This is a genomic window from Sphingopyxis sp. GW821-FHT12C06 (genome assembly GCF_058807415.1).
Genome location: NZ_JBXAQR010000004.1, coordinates 1 through 19337 on the forward strand (window position 1 = coordinate 1; position 19337 = coordinate 19337).

At 63.9% G+C, this 19337-nt stretch carries 24 protein-coding genes; 16 read left to right on the plus strand and 8 right to left on the minus strand.

What is annotated here, in order from left to right; translation table 11 throughout:
* Window positions 1–249: 249 nt before the first annotated feature.
* On the minus strand, window positions 250–561 hold the full coding sequence (locus AC1RRJ_RS12305; RefSeq protein WP_493123062.1) for a hypothetical protein: 312 nt from the start codon (window positions 559–561) through the stop codon (window positions 250–252).
* Between the two features lie 240 nt (window positions 562–801).
* On the opposite strand from AC1RRJ_RS12305, the gene AC1RRJ_RS12310 reads away from it, so the two are divergent.
* Window positions 802–1164, plus strand: a complete 363-nt coding sequence (locus AC1RRJ_RS12310) for a hypothetical protein (protein ID WP_493123064.1) — start codon at window positions 802–804, stop codon at window positions 1162–1164.
* A gap of 52 nt (window positions 1165–1216) precedes the next feature.
* Here AC1RRJ_RS12310 and AC1RRJ_RS12315 read toward each other — a convergent pair whose 3' ends face one another.
* Window positions 1217–1735, minus strand: coding sequence for an energy transducer TonB (locus AC1RRJ_RS12315; protein WP_493123066.1), 519 nt, complete (start codon window positions 1733–1735; stop codon window positions 1217–1219).
* Between the two features lie 335 nt (window positions 1736–2070).
* Between AC1RRJ_RS12315 and AC1RRJ_RS12320 the strand changes: the two genes are divergently transcribed.
* The 4 genes from AC1RRJ_RS12320 (at window position 2071) to rpmG (ending at window position 6389) form a co-directional block, all read left to right on the plus strand.
* Window positions 2071–3729: an NAD+ synthase gene (locus AC1RRJ_RS12320; RefSeq protein WP_493123068.1), complete on the plus strand. Its 1659-nt coding sequence runs from the start codon at window positions 2071–2073 to the stop codon at window positions 3727–3729.
* Between the two features lie 89 nt (window positions 3730–3818).
* The gene (gltX, locus tag AC1RRJ_RS12325) at window positions 3819–5129 is read left to right on the plus strand and encodes a glutamate--tRNA ligase (protein ID WP_493123069.1); all 1311 of its coding nucleotides are present in this window, start codon (window positions 3819–3821) and stop codon (window positions 5127–5129) included.
* 144 nt (window positions 5130–5273) lie between these two features.
* Window positions 5274–6005 (plus strand): energy transducer TonB, encoded by a 732-nt coding sequence (locus AC1RRJ_RS12330; RefSeq protein ID WP_493123071.1) that lies wholly within the window; start codon window positions 5274–5276, stop codon window positions 6003–6005.
* A gap of 216 nt (window positions 6006–6221) precedes the next feature.
* Window positions 6222–6389, plus strand: coding sequence for a 50S ribosomal protein L33 (gene rpmG / locus AC1RRJ_RS12335; protein WP_088473680.1), 168 nt, complete (start codon window positions 6222–6224; stop codon window positions 6387–6389).
* 118 nt (window positions 6390–6507) lie between these two features.
* Here the strand turns inward: rpmG and AC1RRJ_RS12340 are convergent, their stop codons facing one another.
* From AC1RRJ_RS12340 to AC1RRJ_RS12350, 3 genes are all read right to left on the minus strand, one after another.
* Window positions 6508–6993, minus strand: coding sequence for an Lrp/AsnC family transcriptional regulator (locus tag AC1RRJ_RS12340; RefSeq protein WP_493123074.1), 486 nt, complete (start codon window positions 6991–6993; stop codon window positions 6508–6510).
* 269 nt (window positions 6994–7262) lie between these two features.
* On the minus strand, window positions 7263–8090 hold the full coding sequence (locus AC1RRJ_RS12345; protein ID WP_493123076.1) for a phosphate/phosphite/phosphonate ABC transporter substrate-binding protein: 828 nt from the start codon (window positions 8088–8090) through the stop codon (window positions 7263–7265).
* 19 nt (window positions 8091–8109) lie between these two features.
* The gene (locus AC1RRJ_RS12350; RefSeq protein ID WP_493123078.1) at window positions 8110–8472 is read right to left on the minus strand and encodes a response regulator; all 363 of its coding nucleotides are present in this window, start codon (window positions 8470–8472) and stop codon (window positions 8110–8112) included.
* 52 nt (window positions 8473–8524) lie between these two features.
* Between AC1RRJ_RS12350 and AC1RRJ_RS12355 the strand changes: the two genes are divergently transcribed.
* From AC1RRJ_RS12355 to AC1RRJ_RS12370, 4 genes are all read left to right on the plus strand, one after another.
* A complete protein-coding gene (locus AC1RRJ_RS12355; RefSeq protein WP_493123080.1) occupies window positions 8525–8833 on the plus strand; it encodes a DUF3572 family protein in 309 nt (102 codons plus the stop codon).
* Complete coding sequence (locus AC1RRJ_RS12360; RefSeq protein WP_493123082.1) at window positions 8830–9480, plus strand: HAD family hydrolase; 651 nt, start codon at window positions 8830–8832, stop codon at window positions 9478–9480. Before AC1RRJ_RS12355 ends, AC1RRJ_RS12360 begins: the two co-directional genes overlap by 4 nt.
* 4 nt (window positions 9481–9484) lie before the next feature.
* Window positions 9485–9949 (plus strand): RidA family protein, encoded by a 465-nt coding sequence (locus tag AC1RRJ_RS12365; RefSeq protein WP_493123084.1) that lies wholly within the window; start codon window positions 9485–9487, stop codon window positions 9947–9949.
* A 188-nt stretch (window positions 9950–10137) separates the two neighbouring features.
* Complete coding sequence (locus tag AC1RRJ_RS12370) at window positions 10138–11289, plus strand: GNAT family N-acetyltransferase (protein WP_493123086.1); 1152 nt, start codon at window positions 10138–10140, stop codon at window positions 11287–11289.
* Window positions 11290–11401: 112 nt separating this feature from the next.
* On the opposite strand, the gene AC1RRJ_RS12375 is transcribed toward AC1RRJ_RS12370, so the two are convergent.
* Both AC1RRJ_RS12375 and panC read right to left on the minus strand, forming a co-directional pair.
* Window positions 11402–11716, minus strand: coding sequence for a hypothetical protein (locus tag AC1RRJ_RS12375; protein WP_493123088.1), 315 nt, complete (start codon window positions 11714–11716; stop codon window positions 11402–11404).
* Window positions 11717–11858: 142 nt separating this feature from the next.
* Window positions 11859–12698 carry a pantoate--beta-alanine ligase gene (panC, locus tag AC1RRJ_RS12380; protein WP_493123090.1) on the minus strand — a complete coding sequence of 280 codons (840 nt, stop codon included), beginning with the start codon at window positions 12696–12698 and terminating at the stop codon, window positions 11859–11861.
* An 85-nt stretch (window positions 12699–12783) separates the two neighbouring features.
* Between panC and AC1RRJ_RS12385 the strand changes: the two genes are divergently transcribed.
* From AC1RRJ_RS12385 to AC1RRJ_RS12415, 7 genes are all read left to right on the plus strand, one after another.
* Window positions 12784–13605, plus strand: coding sequence for a division plane positioning ATPase MipZ (locus AC1RRJ_RS12385; RefSeq protein WP_493123092.1), 822 nt, complete (start codon window positions 12784–12786; stop codon window positions 13603–13605).
* A 30-nt stretch (window positions 13606–13635) separates the two neighbouring features.
* Window positions 13636–15030: a phosphoglucomutase/phosphomannomutase PgmG gene (gene pgmG, locus AC1RRJ_RS12390; RefSeq protein WP_493123094.1), complete on the plus strand. Its 1395-nt coding sequence runs from the start codon at window positions 13636–13638 to the stop codon at window positions 15028–15030.
* A gap of 125 nt (window positions 15031–15155) precedes the next feature.
* Window positions 15156–15971, plus strand: a complete 816-nt coding sequence (gene lptB / locus AC1RRJ_RS12395) for an LPS export ABC transporter ATP-binding protein (RefSeq protein ID WP_493123096.1) — start codon at window positions 15156–15158, stop codon at window positions 15969–15971.
* Window positions 15972–15985: 14 nt separating this feature from the next.
* Complete coding sequence (gene rpoN, locus AC1RRJ_RS12400; RefSeq protein ID WP_493123099.1) at window positions 15986–17455, plus strand: RNA polymerase factor sigma-54; 1470 nt, start codon at window positions 15986–15988, stop codon at window positions 17453–17455.
* Window positions 17456–17628: 173 nt separating this feature from the next.
* Window positions 17629–17754 (plus strand): type B 50S ribosomal protein L36, encoded by a 126-nt coding sequence (gene ykgO, locus AC1RRJ_RS12405; protein ID WP_003046794.1) that lies wholly within the window; start codon window positions 17629–17631, stop codon window positions 17752–17754.
* Window positions 17755–17851: 97 nt separating this feature from the next.
* The gene (locus AC1RRJ_RS12410; protein WP_493123107.1) at window positions 17852–18466 is read left to right on the plus strand and encodes an HAD family hydrolase; all 615 of its coding nucleotides are present in this window, start codon (window positions 17852–17854) and stop codon (window positions 18464–18466) included.
* The gene (locus tag AC1RRJ_RS12415; RefSeq protein WP_493123109.1) at window positions 18463–18804 is read left to right on the plus strand and encodes a hypothetical protein; all 342 of its coding nucleotides are present in this window, start codon (window positions 18463–18465) and stop codon (window positions 18802–18804) included. The genes AC1RRJ_RS12410 and AC1RRJ_RS12415 overlap by 4 nt, the downstream gene beginning before the upstream one ends.
* Window positions 18805–18855: 51 nt before the next feature.
* On the opposite strand, the gene AC1RRJ_RS12420 is transcribed toward AC1RRJ_RS12415, so the two are convergent.
* On the minus strand, window positions 18856–19296 hold the full coding sequence (locus AC1RRJ_RS12420) for a hypothetical protein (RefSeq protein ID WP_493123111.1): 441 nt from the start codon (window positions 19294–19296) through the stop codon (window positions 18856–18858).
* Window positions 19297–19337: the final 41 nt, after the last annotated feature.

Genomic DNA, 19337 nt, shown 5'->3' on the forward strand with positions numbered 1-19337 from the left:
ATGTCGGTGGGATTGGGGGCGGTGCTTTCCATGGATTCGTCCTTTCGGTACGTCAAAACCGAATGAGTGAACCATATGGGTTATTTGTAGGAAAGCGGTTTTTGGGGGCCCTGGTGACGCCAAGCCATTCTTGTTGCCCGGTGAAGGACGGGAGACGGGGTGGTACGAGATCGACGCTTGCGCTGTAACTCACTGGGCTTCGGCTTTCGCCGGGGAACAAGAATGGCTGCAATCGACCAGTTGTGGACATCAGCCTCCGCGCATGCACTCGCCAACTATAGGCTCAAGTAAACTCTCGTCGTAAGCACCGTAATCCTTAAAGGCGCCGCGCTCAGAAGCTTTCTTGACAATGCAGCCGCACAGTTGGCGTCGCGCCAACGAGTTGGGTTCAAGCTTAACCGCTTTCGCCTCGCATGCCTCGATGCGTGCGCTTTCAGTGCTACCCGAAGCGTCTAGGGCCTCAAGCTCACTGTTAGTGCCTGACGCGTCCCAGAGGATCAGTGGGATGCCCACAATTACGAAGAGGAGGCCGAAGCCCTTGGGTGCCTGCGTACCGATCATGGTTCGGTGATCGCAGATACAAGTAACAAGATGGTAAACTCTGCAGGGTCCGCTTCCTACCCCATTTCGGCCTTCGTACCCGTCTGGGCGAAATGGCAGAAAACGACCAATTGCCGACATTCTGCACCCATTTTGCCGGTTGACGAGGCAAGGATCGCTTTCACCTGGTTTGGCTATGTTGTTCGTCTCGACTTTGGAGCATGAAGCACTAAGATCAGATGATGAAGAGGGAGGATTTCGATGATCACAGCATTCGTAATTCTTCTTGCCGCGCCAGCAACGGTCCCAGTGTCGAATCCGACCATAGAGATAGTTGAGGCGCTGCATTCTGGCGAAATTGGCTCCTGCGTTATGTTCACGAACGGTGTCTGCATATGCGGCAACTACCAAGCCTATGTGCGTGATTTGACCTGCTCAGAAACCGAAACCGCCAGCGAACGCATCTGCAGCTACAATCTTGCGATGGCGGACTCGGCGGGGGTCAACGCCCCATATGCCTCACAAAACATGGACGTACTCCGACTGAGTGATGACGGAAAGTGGAGCATCGTGCGGACTTACGCACCCGCCGTCGGCATTCCGTACTTTGATCGGTCGTCCTGATCACAATCACTGGACACGACCAGTTGCGGACGTTCCGGTGCCTCACAAACGATCATTGGCGGCTATGGTACGCGGGAAAGTCCGGCTGTACGACCCAACTCGGTACCCAAATTACTCGGCCATCGACACCGGACTGCGTTGCATTGACCGAACTCGATATAAAAATCACCCTGCGTTTCAATAGTTTGCAGGTCTCGTTGTCGAGATCATCATGACCGCTAGAGCGAATAATCCTACAATCTCCCGAGCGGTATCCGTTCGCTGGATTGCCAGGCACCTGTTTGGAAGTATCCGCAAACAGCCGAAAATAGACGACTCCCCCGCGTTGCTCCCGATTTGCGCGGGCCGGATAGTCATGGAAGCTGATCAGTTTAGCGGCGTCGCCCAGTATCGCAGCCTGCATACCGCATTCAGATATCGCCCATTCATTCTTTGAGGGGCACACAAATAGCTGAACTGTCACGAACTCGGGCTGTATGTTCTCAGCGTTGGCCATCGCTACTCCCAACAAGGCCAAAATATTCAGTGCGCTTATCTTCAGCGGTATGGCTGAAACAAAAAGAGAAGGCATTCACGTCCCTTCGTCATGATGAAGCCCAGCGAGAATTTCCATAGTAAAATGGAAAGGAGGATCAGAATCAACAAGCAAGCGCGTTCCAAACTACCGCGCAGTCTGTCCGATGAAAAAGTGTCAACGTCCCCCGTCCGCTACCCACCCCAAAGCTGACATTCTCCCCTTCGTCATCCCGGACTTGATCCGGGGTCCAGAGGGCGAGGGCGGTCATGGATCCCGGATCAAGTCCGGGGTGACGAGGGGTGACGGACTGTAACGGCTTTCTATCCTATAACGGACGATCGAGCGGGTCCGCGGTTGAATTCCGGGTGGTTCGTCCTAAACCGCATGGCATGACCCAAGAGCTTACCATCGTCCTTGCCCAGATGACGCAGGTCGTCGGCGACCTTGCCGCCAATGCCGAAGCGATGCGGGCGATCCGCGCGCGGCATCCCGGCGCCGACCTGATCCTCTATCCCGAGCTGCAACTGATCGGCTATCCGCCCGAGGATCTGGTGCTGAAGCCCGCTTTGGCGGAGCGTGCCGCGGCGATGCTCGCCGAACTGGCGGCGGAGACCGCCGATGGCGGGCCGGCGATGCTCGTCGGGTCGGTCGAGCGCGAGGGCGCATACCTCTACAATATCGTCGCGTTGCTCGACGGCGGCAAAATCGTCGCGACGCGGCGCAAGCATGAACTGCCCAATTACGGCACCTTTGACGAAAAGCGCGTGTTCGCGCCGGGGCCGCTTCCCGATATCGTCGAGTGGCGCGGGGTGAAGCTGGGCCTGCCGATCTGCGAGGATGGCTGGTTGCCGACGGTGTGCCGGCATCTCGCTGATCAGGGCGCCGAGCTGCTGATTTCGGTCAACGGCAGCCCCTATGAGATCGACAAGGACGAGCGGCGGCTGACGCAGGTGTTCGCAGGCCGTGTCGCCGAAACCCGCCTGCCGCTGATCTTTTTGAACCGCATCGGCGGGCAGGACGAGCTGGTGTTCGACGGCTGTTCGTTCGTGCTGAATGCCGATGGCAGCACGGCGCACCGGCTGACCGATTGGGAGCCCGAGGAGCGCGTCACGCGCTGGGCAAAAGGCGCGGCGGGCTGGATCTGCGACAGCGGCGCGATCGCCGAGTGGGAGGCGCATCCCGCCGATATCTATAGCGCGATGATCGTCAGCCTGCGCGACTATGTCGAGCGCAACCGCTTTCCGGGGGTCGTGCTCGGGCTGTCGGGCGGGATCGATTCGGCGATCTGCGCCGCGATCGCGGCCGACGCGCTTGGTCCCGACAAGGTCTGGTGCGTGATGATGCCGAGCCGCTTCACGAGTCAGGCGAGCCTCGACGATGCCGCGGGTTGTGCAGGCATGATCGGCTGCAGGCTCGATACGATCGCGATCTCGCCTGCGGTCGAGGCGTTCGATCAGATGCTCGCGGGCAGCTTCGCCGACAGGCAAGTCGATATCACCGAGGAAAATGTCCAGTCACGCATCCGCGGCGTGACCTTGATGGCGCTGTCGAACAAGTTCGGGCCGATGCTGCTGACCACGGGCAACAAGAGCGAGATGAGCGTTGGTTATGCGACCATCTATGGCGACATGGCGGGCGGCTATAATCCGCTGAAGGACGCGTACAAGCTGACGGTGTTCGCGGTTTCGAAGTGGCGCAACGAGAATGTCCCGCGCCTGTCGCGCAATCCGGTGACCCCGGTGATGCCCGACAGGATCATCACCAAGCCGCCAAGCGCCGAACTGCGCCCCGACCAGAAGGATGAGGACAGCCTGCCGCCCTATGTGGACCTCGACCGCATGCTCCATATGCTGGTCGAGGAGGAAGCGAGCGTCGACGATGTTGTCGCGCGTTACGGTTTCGACCGCGATGCGGTGGTGCGGATCGAGCGCCTGCTGATGCTCGCCGAGTACAAGCGCCGTCAGGCGCCGCCGGGGGTCAAATTGTCGACGCGCAATTTCGGTCGCGACCGGCGCTATCCGATTACGCACGGGTTTCGGACGGGATAGGGGGCGGCACGCGTTCCGGTTTCCCGGCATCGCGGCGCGGATCATCAAATCTGTCGCCACGCCGCGATCAAAGCGGTTATAGGCGCGCCATGACCGTTGTTACCCGTTTCGCTCCGTCGCCGACCGGCACCCTGCACGTCGGCAATGTCCGCACTGCGCTCCACAACTGGATGTGGGCGCGCAAGCATGGCGGGCGCTTCCTGCTGCGCATCGACGACACCGATCTCGAGCGGTCGAAAGAGGAATATGTCGACGCGATCCGCGCCGATCTGGCGTGGCTGGGGTTCGATATCGACGGCGAGGAGCGCCAGTCGGCGCGCTTTGCCCTGTACGAGGGCGAGTTTGCGAAGCTGAAGGCGGCGGGGCGCGTCTATGCCTGTTACGAGACCCCCGAAGAGCTCGATATTCGCCGCAAGATTTTGCTCTCGCGCGGGCTTCCCCCGGTTTACGAGCGCAAGCCCGGGGACGCACCGGTGCCCGAGGGCGTCGCGCCGCACTGGCGCTTTCGCCTCGATCATGATGCGCCAATCATATGGTCCGACATGGTGCGCGGCGATCAGCATTTCGAACCCAAAACCATGTCCGACCCGGTGGTGCGCCGCGCCGACGGCAGCTGGCTCTATCTGCTGCCGAGCGTGATCGACGATATCGATATGGGGATCACCCATGTCGTGCGCGGCGAGGATCATGTGTCGAACACCGCGACACAGATCCAGATGTTCGAAGCGCTGGGGGCGAAGCCGCCGGCGTTCGCGCATGAGGCGCTGCTCGTCGGGACCGAGGGCAAATTGTCGAAGCGGCTGGGGTCGCTCGGCATGGACGGGCTGCGCGAAGCCGGGATCGAGCCGGTCGCGCTCGCGGCCTTGCTCGCGCGATTGGGGACGAGCGATCCGGTCGAGCCGGTGACGTCGCTGGCGCCGCTGATCGAAAGCATCGATTTTGCGCGCTTCGGCCGCGCTCCGGCGCGCTTCGATGAGAGGGAGCTGGCGCTGCTCAACCAGAAGATTCTCCACCACACCGACCATGCGGCGGTCGCGGGCCGGCTGCCCGCCGCGATCACGCCCGCGCGCTGGCACGCGATTCGCCCGAACCTGATGACCGTCGCCGAGGCTGCCGATTGGGTCGCGATATTCGACGGTCCGTTTGTCGCGCCGCCCGCCGACGAAGCCGACCGGCCGGTGCTCGCGGCGGCGGCGGCGTCGGCGCCCGGGATCGACTGGGATGCCGACCCCTGGCACGCGCTGACCGGCGCGGTGAAGGACGCGACGGGGGCGAAGGGCCGCGCGCTGTTCCTGCCGCTGCGCCGCGCGCTGACCGCGCGCGACCATGGCCCGGACATGGCCGAATTGCTGCCGCTGATCGCCAAGGATCAGGCGGTGGCGCGGCTTTCCGCCAGCTAAAAGGCGCTTTTTCGGGTGCGCCCCCTTTGCCGACTCTGTCGCTTGACAATATTGGTAATGTTATAATATCTCTTTTCATCTGACTTGGTCGATAGCCGCAGTCGGAAGGTGGCGCGGCCGGGTCGTTAGGCAAGGAGAGAGGCCATGACCCTGATACCCCTGATTTCGGCGATCGTCGCGAGGCCCGGGACGGTGACCGTGCCGGTCGGCGCGGCGGAGCTTTCCCGGCGCGGTTCCTATGATTCGGGCGCGGGGCATCGTCCACTCGCCGCGACGCTGGCGATCGGCTTGCCCGTCGCGCTGGTCGTCGCCGTGGCGCTGTCGCCGATGATTATCGAGCGGGCGCCGCAATCCGAGCCGACGCCGTGGAAGTCATTCCCGCTTTCCAAGCCCACACCGGCCGAGCCCCGGCCCGACGCGAAGCCGCAGACGAAGCAGGTGGAGACGCATTTTACGGCGCCCGAGACGATCCTGCCTCCGCTGGCCGAGAATCCGCCCGACGCGCCGCCGCTGCCGCCCTATGTCCCGCCGACGGGAACCGGCACGGGAGGGCCGACCGCCGAGCCCGCGCCGCCGCCCAAGCCGCCGCTGGTCCTTGCCGAACTCGACCCGCGCTTTGCCGGGTTGTTCCAGCCCGATTATCCGGCGAGCGAACAGCGGCGCGAGATCGAAGGCATGGCAAAGGTCCGTGTGCTGATCGGCACCGACGGCCGGGTGAAGGCGGTCGAGCTGGTGAGCAGCGACAGCCAGGGGTTTTTCGAGGAGACGAAGCGACGCGCGCTCGCCAAATGGCGCTTCAAGCCCGCGACACGCGGGGGCGTTGCCGAAGAAAGCTGGAAGACGATGACCGTCCGTTTCCAGATTCGGAACGGCTGAGCGCGATTATGGCGGGCGGCCGGTGCCGTCCGCCAACAGTCGGGACCCGCGCCTTTCGCTTGACAGAAAGGGCGAATCCCGCCAAAGGCGCCGGGATATCGGGGGCGGCGCCACGTGCGCGGCCCTTATATGTTTTCACCACAAGCAGTCGGGGCCCTGGTCCCGCCGCATAGGCCGCCCGGCGGCAGATGTGCCAATATTTCGAGGAACAGGGCCATGGCCAAGCCGACGACCGTCAAGATCAAGCTGGTGAGCACCGCTGACACGGGCTTTTTCTATGTGACGAAAAAGAATCCCCGCACGATGACCGAGAAGATGGCCGTGCGCAAATATGATCCCGTCGTGCGCAAGCATGTCGAGTTCAAGGAATCGAAGATCAAGTGATGCATCGCCCCGTGCGCTGAAAAGCGCGCGGGACGGACATGTATCATCCCGGCGAAAGCCGGGATCCGGGGCGGCCCTTTGCGCCGCCCTTTTTCGTGCGCGCCGTTCGGAGCACGGATCAGCGATCGCGTAGCGGACGCCGCGCCAGCTCATTCTCGATGATGTGGCGGATCGTGATGAGCGTCTTGAACGAATGGACGCCCTTGTCCTCGCCGAGCGCGCGGCGCGTGAAGACGTCATATTCCTCCATCGATCCAACCTGAACCTTCAGCAGGAAATCATCGTCGCCGGTCACGTCCCACGCGGCCGTGATTTCGGGATGGCGAACGATCTCGCGTGCGAAGCTGTCCATGGTTTGCGGGCCCGCCTGCTGCATCTGGATCAGCACATGCATGGTGAGCGCCGATCCGGTCAGCGCCGGATTGACCACCGCGATATCGGCGACGATCACCTTTTCTTCGCGCAGGCGGCGCAGACGGCGCAGCACGGCCGACAGCGACAGCCCGACCTTTTCCGCCAGCACGCGCGCGGGCTGGAGATTGTCGTGGCGCACCTCGTCGAGCAGGCGGCGGTCGAAACTGTCGAGATCGATCATTTTTCGCATGATTATGCCCATAGCGCGAAAATTGGTCGCAATCATGCGCAATTTTGGCGCCAATCGCCATGCCCTCCGATGTAGATGAGCGTCGTCCGGGCCGCCCTCCCTCCCCCCCCGAAAAGCGGCCCGGACGCAAGGAGATTGACGATGAACCAGAATCCCGAATCGAGCTGGCTCAGCCGCGCCTGGGCAGTCATGACCGAGGCGTCAGCCGCCGCTGTGGCCATTCACTATGCCGCGCCGTGGAAGCGGCCGCGCGTATAGTCGCGAAGCGACTAGCGCGCTTTGAACATGTCGTAGCGCGCCGGGGCAAAAGCCTGAAAGCGGGTCGCCCCGGCGGTTTCGGTCCAGCCCTCTGACAGCGCCGCTGCGGTTTCGCCGCCGGCCGGACCCAGCAGTTCCGACCGGATGGCGTCGCAATCGACGATCGCGCTCGCCCGGCAAACCACGGGTCCCGGCGGAAGCGGGCTGGATCGCCACAGCAAGGCGAGACGGGCCGCGCCGGCGGGATCGTCGGCTTGCAATTTTCGCCAGGGTTCCTCGGCGAGCGCCCCGACATCGGCGCGCCCCGTCAGCAAATCATCCAGCACGGCCTCGTGCGTTCCGGCATGGCGCAGCGCCATGAAGGGCGAGGGCCCGGCTCCGGTCGCGCGCAGCGCATCGGCCTGAACCAGCGCGCCGGATGTCGAGCCTGGAAGCACTTCGCTGTAGCGCAGTCCGCCGGCGCGGGCCTTGAGCTCCATGAGGTCCGAAACGCCGGCATCGCGGCGCGACAGCAGGACGCCGCGGTATCGCTCCAGCACCGGCGCGGGGGTATCGAGCACGGCGATCGCGCTGACCTTCGGGCATTCGCGAATCTTCACGAACGCGCCAAGATTGGTCATCGCAACATCGACCTCGCCTTTGCACAACGCATCGGCGAGGGCATCCGGGGTGTCGAGAAGCCGGATTTGCGTCGGCCGTCCGGAGATGCGCGCGATCATCCGGGCCAGCGGGTCGAGCGCAACTTTGCGATCGTAACGGGGGTAGCTGTATGTCCCGACCCGAATGGCGGGCGGGGGGACGGATGGTGTCGTCAGCGCGGCGAGAAAGACAAGAAACACAGGGCGGCCTCCCGCGCGCTCAGGCGAAAGCCCCGACGCTCTCGATGAATTTGATTACCGAAATCGGTTTCGAGACATAGGCCTCGGCCCCTGCGGCGCGAATCTGTTCCTCGTCGCCTTTGCCGGCATAGGCGGTCACCGCCATGATCGGGACGGTGCGCAAGGTCGGGTCGGCCTTCATCTGGCCGATCAGTTCAAGCCCGCTGACATATGGGAGCTGGATGTCCATGATGATGAGGTCGGGTGACACCTCGCGCGCTTTTGTCAGCGCATCGCGGCCGTCGCGCACCGGATGGGCGCTATAGCCATGGGCATTGAGCAAGTCGCAAAACAGGCGCAGGTTAAGCTCGTTATCTTCGACGACCAATATGGTCTTGCCCATGTTTTACGCTTTCCCCGCTTGCGTCCGCGGTCCGTTTAGGCGAATCGGCGCCATGACACAATTGCCTCCCGATGAAGGGACAAATGCTTTGCTCGATGACGACGCGGCACTGGCGCTGGGTGCGCTGGGATGGATCCTCGCGGATGAGCCGCGCGCCGAACGCCTGCTGGCGTTGACCGGCCTCGCGCCCGATGAATTGCGCAGTTCGCTGGGCGAGCGCGCGACGCTGGCGGCGATTCTGTCTTTCCTGACGGCGCATGAAAGCGACCTCGTCGCTTGCGCCGCTGCGTTGCAGGTCAAACCCGAACAACTCGCCGCTGCGGCGCATCGCCTTGAGGGGCTGGAAGGAATGGACGCATGAACCGCCCGCTGGTGATCACCGACTGCGACGAGGTGCTGATGCACATGGTCGTGCCCTTCGCCGAATGGGTCGACGCCGAACATGGCGTTTTGTTCCGCATCGAGGATGCGAGCTTTGCCGGAGCGCTCAAGCGCAAGGAATGCGGCACGCCGCTGGAGGCGGCCGAGGTCTGGCCGCTGCTCGACGGCTTTTTCCGCAAGGAAATGGCGCGGCAATATCCGATCGCGGGTGCTTTGGCGGCGATGGCGGCGATCGGCGCCGCGGCCGATATCGTCGTGCTGACCAATGTCGGGCCCGAACATCAGGCGGCGCGGACCGAACAACTCGCGCTTCACGATTTTCACGCGCCGGTGATCGGCAGCCGCGGTGGCAAGGGCGAACCGGTGCGCCGGCTGATCGAGGAATACAAGCCTTCGGTCGCGGTGTTCATCGACGATCTTCCGGGCCATCATACGTCGGTCGCGCAGGAAGCGCCCGAAGTGTGGCGGCTCCATCTGGTCGGCGAACCCGCGATTGCCGACAAGATTGCACCCGCACGATACGCCCATGCGCGAATCGACGACTGGACCGAAGCGCGCGACTGGATTCTTGCGCGCCTCGCCGAAAACATCCCCGCGCCCTCCCCCGCGCTCGCAGAAAAGGACTGACCCTATGGATATCGCCGCCAAACTCGCCGAACTCGGCCTCGAACTTCCCCAGCCTGCGGCGCCGGTCGCCGCCTATGTTCCCGTCGTCGAAGTGGGCGGGCTGCTCCACATCAGCGGGCAATTGCCGTTTCGCGACGGTGCGGTCGTTACCGGCCGGCTGGGCGCCGACATGGACGAGGCATCGGGATATGACGCCGCGCGCCGCTGCGCGCTGATGCTCGTTGCGCAGATCGGCAAGGCGGTGGGCGGCGACTGGTCGCGAGTCGAGAAGATCGTCAAGCTGGGCGTCTTTATCAGCAGCAGCCCCGATTTCACCGCGCAGCCCAAGGTCGCGAACGGCGCATCCGAACTGATGGAATCGCTGTTCGGCGATGTTGGTCGCCATGCGCGCAGCGCGGTCGGGGTCGCGGTGCTGCCGCTCGGCGCGGCGGTCGAGGTCGACGCGATCGTCGCGGTGCGCCCGGCCTAGGGTCTGTACCCGGTTACCACGGCATCGAGGTTTGAAGCAAAATGGCTCAGTGCGAGGAAAGAAGGCGTAGGAATATGTCGATATTTCAAGGCTTCTTGACGAAGCAATGGGCCATTTTGATCAAGTCCCTTCGGGACGCCTCGCCATTTGGGCGCCTCGATGGCGTGGTAACCGGGTACAGACCCTAGATGGCCGAAGCCGACCCGCCCGCGCGGACGATCTCGCTCGGCACCGGGGTGAGTGCGATCGATGCCGCGGCGTGGGACGCGCTCCACGACGGGGCCAATCCGTTCGTCAGTCATGACTTTCTGTCGCTGCTCGAAACATCGGGCAGCGTCGGGCCGGGGACTGGCTGGCAGGCGGCGCCTTTGCTGGTCGAGGATGAGAATGGCGCGCTCGTCGCGGCAGCGCCTGCCTATCTCAAATCGCACAGTCAGGGCGAATATGTCTTCGATCAGGGCTGGGCCGATGCGTGGGCGCGCGCGGGCGGCGATTATTATCCCAAGCTGCAGATTGCGGCGCCCTTCACCCCGGTGCCGGGGCCGCGTCTGCTGGCGCGGGATGAGGATGGTGCACGGCTGCTGATCCGCGCCGCCGAGGCGGTGGTGCGCCAGAACGGGCTGTCGTCGGCGCATGCGACCTTCGTCGCGCCCGGGCAGATGGCCTTGTTCGAAGACGCGGGCTGGCTCGTCCGCCGTGACGTCCAGTTTCACTTTGCGAACAGCGGCTATGCCGGTTTCGAAGCGTTTCTGGCGACGCTGACCTCGGCGCGGCGCAAGCAACTGCGCAAGGAACGCGCCCGCGCCGTCGCGGGGCTGCGGATCGAGGAATTGACCGGCGCGGCGATCGGCCCCGATCACTGGGACGCGATGTGGCTTTTCTATCAGGACACCGGCGCGCGCAAATGGGGCCAGCCCTATCTGACCCGTGAGGCGTTCGACCTGATCGGCGCGCAAATGGCCGACCGGGTCATCTTGTTGATCGCTTATGACGATGCAGAGCGCGCGGTTGCGGGAGCGATGCACTTCGTCGGCGCCGACACGCTCTATGGCCGCTATTGGGGCTGCCTGACCGACATCCCCTATCTGCATTTCGAGCTATGCTATTACCGGGCGATCGACATCGCGATCGAACGCGGTCTGGCGCGGGTCGAGGCGGGCGCGCAGGGCGGGCACAAGCTCGCGCGCGGCTATGGCCCCGTTGCGACCTGGTCGGCGCATTTCATCGCCGACCCGGGTTTCCGGCGTGCCGTCGCGGAATTTCTGGAGCGCGAGCGGGCGGCCGAAGCGCAGGAAATGGAATGGCTCGAAGGGCATATGCCGTTTCGGCGGAAGGACTAGCTGCCTGTCCCGCCTTCGTCACCCCGGACTGGATTCGGGGTCCATGCTTCGGCCGTGGAATGGATGCCGGATCAGGTCCGGCATGACGCCGGTTGCGAGCCCCCGAATATGATCAGGCCGCAAACCGCCGGGCTGCCGGGCGGCGGGCGGTTTCGTCGAGCCACGCGCGCGCCTGGCGCTGTGCCTCGGAAATTTCGTCGCGTGACATTTCGCCGGACAGGTCGGCGCGGCACTGCTGGCCTTCGACATTGCCGCCGAGCGCGGCAAGGTTGAACCATTTATGCGCCTGGATCAGGTCGACATCGACCCCGCCGCTGCCGGTCGAATAAGCAATTCCCAGATCGAAATAGGCGCCTGCATCGCCGCGGGCCGCATCGAGCAACCGGCTTTCGATCAGATATTGGGCAGACTTCAGACTGTTCGCCATGATAACCCCCTGTCACCTCCACCCCACATGGAAGCTTTCGGGGTCAATCCTTGCCGTTCATGGTCAATAAAAGGTTAACGGCAACGCGATTTTGTTGGGGATAAATGGCAAAACTCCCGAAAATCTGCGGGTTTTGTACCGGTCAACCCACCGGATAATTGTCGATCAGCCGCGTTTTTCCCATTCTTGCCGCCGCCAGCAGGCGCGCCGAGGCGCGAAAGGTGGCGAGCTGTTCGAGGCTGTCGGCATCGGCGAGCGCGATATAATCGACGCTGTCGAACCCGCCTGCGACGATCGCCGCTTCGGCCTTCGCCAGCGTCTCATACAGATCGGCGCCGCTCGCCAGCGCAGCGGCTGCGGTCGTGAGCGCTTTGGGAAAGCTGACCGCGGCCTTGCGCTGTTCGGCTGACAGATAGGCGTTGCGCGACGACAGCGCGAGGCCGTCGCCGGCGCGCGCGATCGGGGCGCCCAATATGTCGATATCGAAATCGAGGTCGCGCGCCATGCGGCGGATGATCGCGAGCTGCTGCCAGTCTTTTTCGCCGAAAATCGCGATATCGGGGCGGACCTGATTGAACAATTTGGCGACGACGGTCGCGACGCCGTCGAAATGGCCGGGGCGTGCGGCGCCGCAATAATCGGCGCCGAGTTCGGCGACCTCGATATGCGTGGCATGGCCCGCCGGATACATGACGCCGACGTCGGGCGCCCACAGCAGGGCGACGCCCTCCTCGACAAGCATCCCGGCGTCGCGGGCTTCGTCGCGCGGGTAGGCGGCGAAATCCTCGTTCGGGCCGAACTGGGTCGGGTTGACGAAGATCGATGCGACGACATGGTCGGCGACGCGGCGTCCCATGCGGACGAGCGAAATATGGCCTTCGTGAAGCGCGCCCATGGTGGGCACCAGTGCCACGCTTTTGCCGCCCTGCTTCAGCGCCGCGACGGCGCGATGAAGCGTGGCAATATCACGGATGATTTGCACCCTTGCCCGGCCTCCGATATTGGCGGCGCCCATGCACCACCCACGCGCACGCCATGCGCCGCTGACAGGAAAATCGCAACGCCCCATGACGAATTCCGCGACGAAGCCCCCACCGCACCGGATCATCTTCGCCAATGAAAAGGGCGGGACCGGAAAGTCGACCTGCGCCGTCCATTTCGCGGTCGCGCTCGCCAGTCAGGGATGGCGCGTCGCGGGGATCGATCTCGACCCGCGCCAGCGCACCTTTCACCGCTATCTCGAAAATCGCAAAAGCACCGAACAGCGCCGCGAGATCAAGCTGCCGACCCCCAATTTCGAGGTGTTCGAAGGAAGCACGATCGAGGAACTCGACGAACAGGTCGCGCGGCTGAGCGAAAATGCCGACTATCTGATCGCCGACACCCCGGGCCGCGACGATGTGTTCGCGCGCCACATGGCGACGAGCGCCGACACGCTGGTCACGCCGATCAACGACAGCTTCATCGATTTCGACCTGATCGGGCAGGTCGATCCCGAAACCTTTCAGGTCGTGCGGCCGAGCTTTTACTCCGAGCTGATCTGGGACACGCGCAAGGCGCGCGCCAAGACCGACGGACGGACGATCGACTGGATCATCCTGCGCAACCGCCTCCAGCATGTCGACGCGCATAATATGCGCCGCGTCGGTGAAGCATTGACCCAGCTTTCGCGCCGCGTCGGCTTTCGCGTCATCCCGGGTCTGGGCGAACGCGTCATCTATCGCGAGCTTTTCCCGGCCGGGCTCACCCTGCTCGACAAGGCGCATCTGGGCGGCATGGGGATCGGCCATGTCGTCGCGCGGCAGGAATTGCGCGAAGCGATGGGCGGGCTCAACCTGCCGGCGCGCGAACGGATGCACCCCGACGGCGACCTGTTCGCCGCCGCCTGACCTTTTCTCTCCCCATCAGCGAGGCCCTTGATGACGCATATTTTCCACCCGACCATGCTGCGCGAATATGACATTCGCGGCGTCGTCGGCGATACGCTTTCGGCGAAGGATGCCTATGCGATCGGGCGCAGCTTTGCGACGATCATACGCCGTGCCGGCGGAAAGCGCGTCGCGGTGGGGTATGACGGGCGACTGTCGTCGCCGATGCTGTGCGATGCGCTGGTCGAAGGCATTAATGCCGCGGGCGTCGATGCGCTGAATGTCGGCCTCGGACCGACCCCGATGCTCTATTATGCGGCGTCAACCGAAGAGGTCGATGGCGGCATACAGATAACCGGCAGCCACAACCCCCCCGACTATAATGGCTTCAAGATGGTGCTTCAGGGGCGTCCTTTCTTCGGCGCCGACATTCAGGCGATCGGCACCATGGCCGCCGCGGGCGACTGGGATGCCGTCGGCCCGGGGGGCGAGGGATCGTCGGAGCGCATCGACATCGTCGACGCCTATGTCGACCGGCTGGTCGAGGGGTTCGCCGGCGACGCCCTCCGCATCGGCTGGGACGCCGGTAACGGCGCCGCGGGCACCGTCATCGAGAAGCTGACCGCGAAGTTGCCCGGCGAGCATTTCCTTCTTTATACCGATATCGACGGTCATTTCCCGAACCACCATCCCGATCCCACCGAGGAAAAGAATCTGGCCGACCTGAAGGCGCTGGTCGCGGAGAAGAATCTCGATTTCGGCGTCGCTTTCGATGGAGACGGCGACCGGATCGGCGCGATCGACGGCGAGGGCCGGGTGATCTGGGGCGACCAGCTGTTGCAAATCTATGCCGCCGCCTTGCTTGCAGACATGCCCGGCGCGACGATCATCGCCGATGTGAAGGCCAGTCAGGCCTTGTTCGATCGCGTCGCCGAACTGGGCGGCCAGCCGATGATGTGGAAAACCGGCCACAGCCTGATCAAGGCGAAGATGAAGGAAACCGGCAGCCCGCTCGCGGGCGAGATGAGCGGCCATATCTTCTTCGCCGACCGCTATTATGGTTTCGACGATGCGCCCTATGCCGCCGTGCGGCTGATCGAGGCGGCGGCGAAGCTCGGCAAGAGCGTGACCCGCTTGCGCGGCGAAATGGCGCCGATGGTCAACACCCCCGAAATGCGCTTTCAGGTCGACGAGGTCCGCAAATTCGCCATTGTGGAGGAAGTTCTGGACCGGCTCGCCGCGGCGGGCGCGCAAGTCGACCGTACCGATGGCGCGCGGGTGCTCACCGACGACGGCTGGTGGCTGCTTCGTGCGTCGAACACGCAGGATGTGCTCGTTGCACGCGCCGAGGCGGCGGACGAGGCGGCGCTCGCGCGGCTGCTCGCGGCGATCGACGAACAACTCGCGCTGTCGGGAATCGCGCGCGGGCCGCAGGCGGGGCATTGAGTTTTACGCCCCTCCCGCCAGCGGGAGGGGCGTAAAAAGCCGCCCTGCAAATAGCTTGCCAGATTGACGTTCGGCGCGCTCCTCGGGTAACGCCCGCACATGCCTTCACAGGAAGCGACGAGCTTATGACCGACGAACCGACTCTGGCACCGCTGGCTCCCGATGGCGATCATGGCGTCACCGAGCATCGCGCGCATGTCCAGCAGGACGCGGCGGCGGGCAACGGTCTTGCAGTGGTGTCGATCGCCAAAAGCTATGACAAGCGCGTCGTCCTGTCCGACGTGTCGCTGTCGGTCGGCAAGGGCGAGGTCGTCGGCCTGCTCGGCCCCAATGGCGCGGGCAAGACGACCTGTTTCTATTCGATCATGGGGCTGGTGAGGCCCGACGCCGGGCGCATCATGCTTGACGGCGCCGACATCACGTCGCTGCCGATGTATCGCCGCGCGATCCTCGGGCTGGGCTATCTGCCGCAGGAAACTTCGATCTTTCGCGGCATGACGGTCGAACAGAATATCGCCGCGGTGCTCGAGCTCAGCGAACCCGACCGGGTATCGCGCGAACGGCGGCTCGAGGAATTGCTCGACGAATTCGGCCTCACCCGGCTGCGCTCCTCGGCGGCGATGGCGCTGTCGGGCGGCGAGCGGCGCCGCGCCGAAATCGCGCGCGCGCTGGCGGCCAACCCGTCGATCATGCTGCTCGACGAACCCTTTGCCGGGATCGATCCCTTGTCGATCAGCGATATTCGCGACCTTGTCGTCGATTTGAAAAAGCGCGGGATCGGCGTGCTGATCACCGATCATAATGTCCGCGAAACGCTCGACCTCGTCGACCGCGCGTGCATTATCTATGACGGCAAGGTGCTGCTCGCCGGTTCGCCGGAAGAACTCGTCGCCGACCCCGAGGTGCGCCGCCTCTACCTCGGCGAGGGTTTCTCCCTGTGATGCGGTAATCGCCGATGGCGTTGGGTCCGCGTCTCGATTTACGCCAGTCGCAATCGCTGGTGATGACGCCGCAGTTGCAGCAGGCGATCAAGCTGCTTGCGCTGTCGAACCTCGAACTCGAAGCCTATCTGGCCGAGGCGCTGGAGGGCAATCCGCTGCTCGATGCGGCGTCCGGCGACAATGACGGCAGCGCGGGCGACCCGGGTGACGGGCCCGGCGACGAAGCGCCCGCGGCCGAGGCGGCGGCGCTCGACGCCGACCAGGCGCTGTCGTCGGATACCGGCACCGCGAACGATCTCGACGTCGACCTGACCGCCGAGAGTTTTCACCACGACAGCGCGAGCGACAGCGTCGGGCTGTCGGGTGCCGACAGCGAAGGCATTGATTTCGACAGCTTTGCGGGCGCCGACGAGACGCTCCACGGCCATTTGCTCGCGCAGGTCGGCGAACGCTTTGGCGGGATCGAGGCGATGATCGCCGAGCAGCTCGTCGCGCTGATCGACGAGACGGGCTATCTGCGCGCCGACCTCACCGAACTCGCCCAGCGGCTCGGCGTCCCGCTCGCGCTGATCGAGCAGGTGCTGGCGGGGGTGCAATGTTTCGACCCGTCGGGGGTCGGCGGGCGCGACCTTGCCGAATGTATCGCGATTCAGGCGCGCGAGGCCGACCGCTACGACCCTGCGATGGCGACGATGATCGCGCATCTCGATCTGGTGGCCAAGGGCGCCTTCCCGCAGCTCAAGCGCATCTGCGGGGTCGATGACGAGGATCTCGCCGACATGATTCGCGAACTGCGCGGATATGATCCCAAGCCCGGCCTGCGATTCGGCGGCGATGCGACGCAGGCGGTGGTTCCCGACCTCTATATCCGCCAGACAGCGAAGGGCTGGGCGGTCGAGATCAACAGCGGCACGCTGCCGCGCCTGCTCGTCAACCGCCGCTATTATACCGAACTGGCCAAGGGAACGGCGGCGAAGAGCAAGGCGTGGCTGTCCGAACAGCTCGCGGGCGCCAACTGGCTGGTGCGCGCGCTCGACCAGCGCCAGCGCACGATCGTCAAGGTCGCGAGCGAGATCGTCAAGCAGCAGGAAGGCTTTTTCCTCCACGGCGTCGCGCATATGCGCCCGCTGACATTGCGACAGGTCGCCGAGGAAATCGGCATGCACGAATCGACCGTCAGCCGCGTCACGAGCAACAAATATCTGTCGTGCGCGCGCGGGCTGTTCGAGCTTAAATATTTCTTTTCGAGCGGAATTTCGGCGACCGCGGGCGATGGCGCGGTGTCGTCCGAATCGATCAAGAGCCGGATCAAGGCGATGATCGAGGCCGAAGATGCCAAGGCGATCCTCTCCGACGAAGTGATCGCGCAAAAGCTGTCGGGCGAGGGCCATGACATCGCGCGGCGTACCGTGGTCAAATATCGCGAGGCGATGGGCTATGGCTCGTCGGTGCAGCGACGGCGGCAAAAGGCGCTCGCGGGGTAGGTTTTTCCCCTCGTCACCCCGGATCTGGTCCGGGGGCCATGGGATCGGACGCGGTGACGGATCCGGGATCAGGTCCGGGATGACGAATATTGGGCAGGGGCGGTTGACTTTTTAGGCCCATCGCCATAGTTGCGCCGCTTCGCGTACAACGCCAAGTTTATCGGATTAGAGCCATGAAGATTCGCAACAGCCTGAAGTCGCTGAAGGACCGCCATCGTGACAACCGCGTGATCCGTCGTCGCGGCCGGACCTATGTGATCAACAAGACCAACCGCCGCTTCAAGGCGCGCCAGGGCTGATGCTCCGGCGCGGGGTGGCTTCACCCCGTTTGCTTTTGATGACCAGCGTTACGCCGTCGGATGCTTCCGGCGGCGCTTTCGCGTGCGTGGAGTCCCTATGATCAGCCGCAGCGTGATCTTCGACGTCGGCCGTGTCCTCTTCGACTGGGACCTGCGCTTTCTCTTTTCCAAGCTGATCGCCGACCGCGACGAACTCGAAGCGTTCGTGACGCATGTCGTCACGCCCCAGTGGCATTTTCAGCATGATGCCGGGCGCCCGCTTGCCGAGATGTTGCCCGAGCGCAAAGCCGAATTCCCCGAGCATGGCGCGCTGATCGATGCCTATGCGACGCGGTTCAACGAAACCATTCCCGGCCCGGTCCCCGGCAGCCTCGATCTGGTCGAGCGACTCGACGCGGCCGGGGTGTCCTTGTTCGCGATCACCAATTTCGGCCATGAATTCTGGGAAGGCTTTCGCCCGACCCAGCCGGTCTTCGACCGCTTTCAGGACATCATTGTCTCGGGCACCGAGAAGATGATGAAACCCGACCCCGCCATCTATGCCCTCGCGATCGACCGATTCGGCATCGATCCCGCCGGCGCGCTGTTCATCGACGATGTCGCGGCCAATGTCGCGGGCGCCGAATCGGTGGGCATTGCGGGGCACCAGTTCCGCGATGCGGCGACGCTGGAGCGCGACCTGATCGCGCGCGGATATCTGGCGGCCCGATGAGCCGGGCCGATCGCCTCGAGCGCCTCGACGGCCGCCGCGAAGAGCTGGAGGCCGAATATCGGCTCGCCTTGCTCGACGCCTTGCGCAAGACGGCGGCGGGTTCGTGGGGGTTGTTCGGGCATACGAAAGACCGCGCGATGCAGGCCAAATGGGCGCCTGTCGTGACCGATTTGTGCGACCGTGGCGCGGAAATCGACCAGTTGCGCGACCAACTCGGCCTCGAGCCCTTTGCGTTGCACGAAGAATTCGAGGCGTCGCGCGGGCCGGTTCGGTCAAACGCCCCGGGAGAACCCAAGCAGGCCAAGGCATGGCTGGAGCAACTCGGCGAGGAAATTTAGCCGGGCCCCGTTGCTGCAAGCGGCTTCGCTCGTGCGCGCGCAGGATACTGTCTAGGCCAGCGAACCGAAATCCTGCATGACCTTTGCCGGATCGGTTTCATGCGCGAAAATCGGAAGATTGGCGCCATATTCCAATGTCATCAGGGGTTTGTATCGCTCATAACTATATATGAGCGTTCCGCTGTGCTGCCGGTTGTCGGCCGGCGAGACATATTCGAATGATATTTTCATATCGCCCTTTACCGTCCGGTCGCGATAGGCGGGATGGCTTGCCTGCAACTTTTCAGCCTTGTCGCAAGGGAGGCTCTCACTCGTTATGGTCGTTTTGGAAAGCAGGCCGTCCTCCTCTGCATAGAGGTAGCATATGGCCTCGACGCCGGTCGTCGCCGCCATCACCGGCGTATAATTTATCATCCGATCGAGCGTCGCCATCGAGATGCCGATGAGCGGGACCGCCAGAAGGGCGGCAAAAAGCCAGGTTCGAAATGACATGCTAACCCCCGTTCGTGGAACGGAGGCTAGCTGTCAGTGGT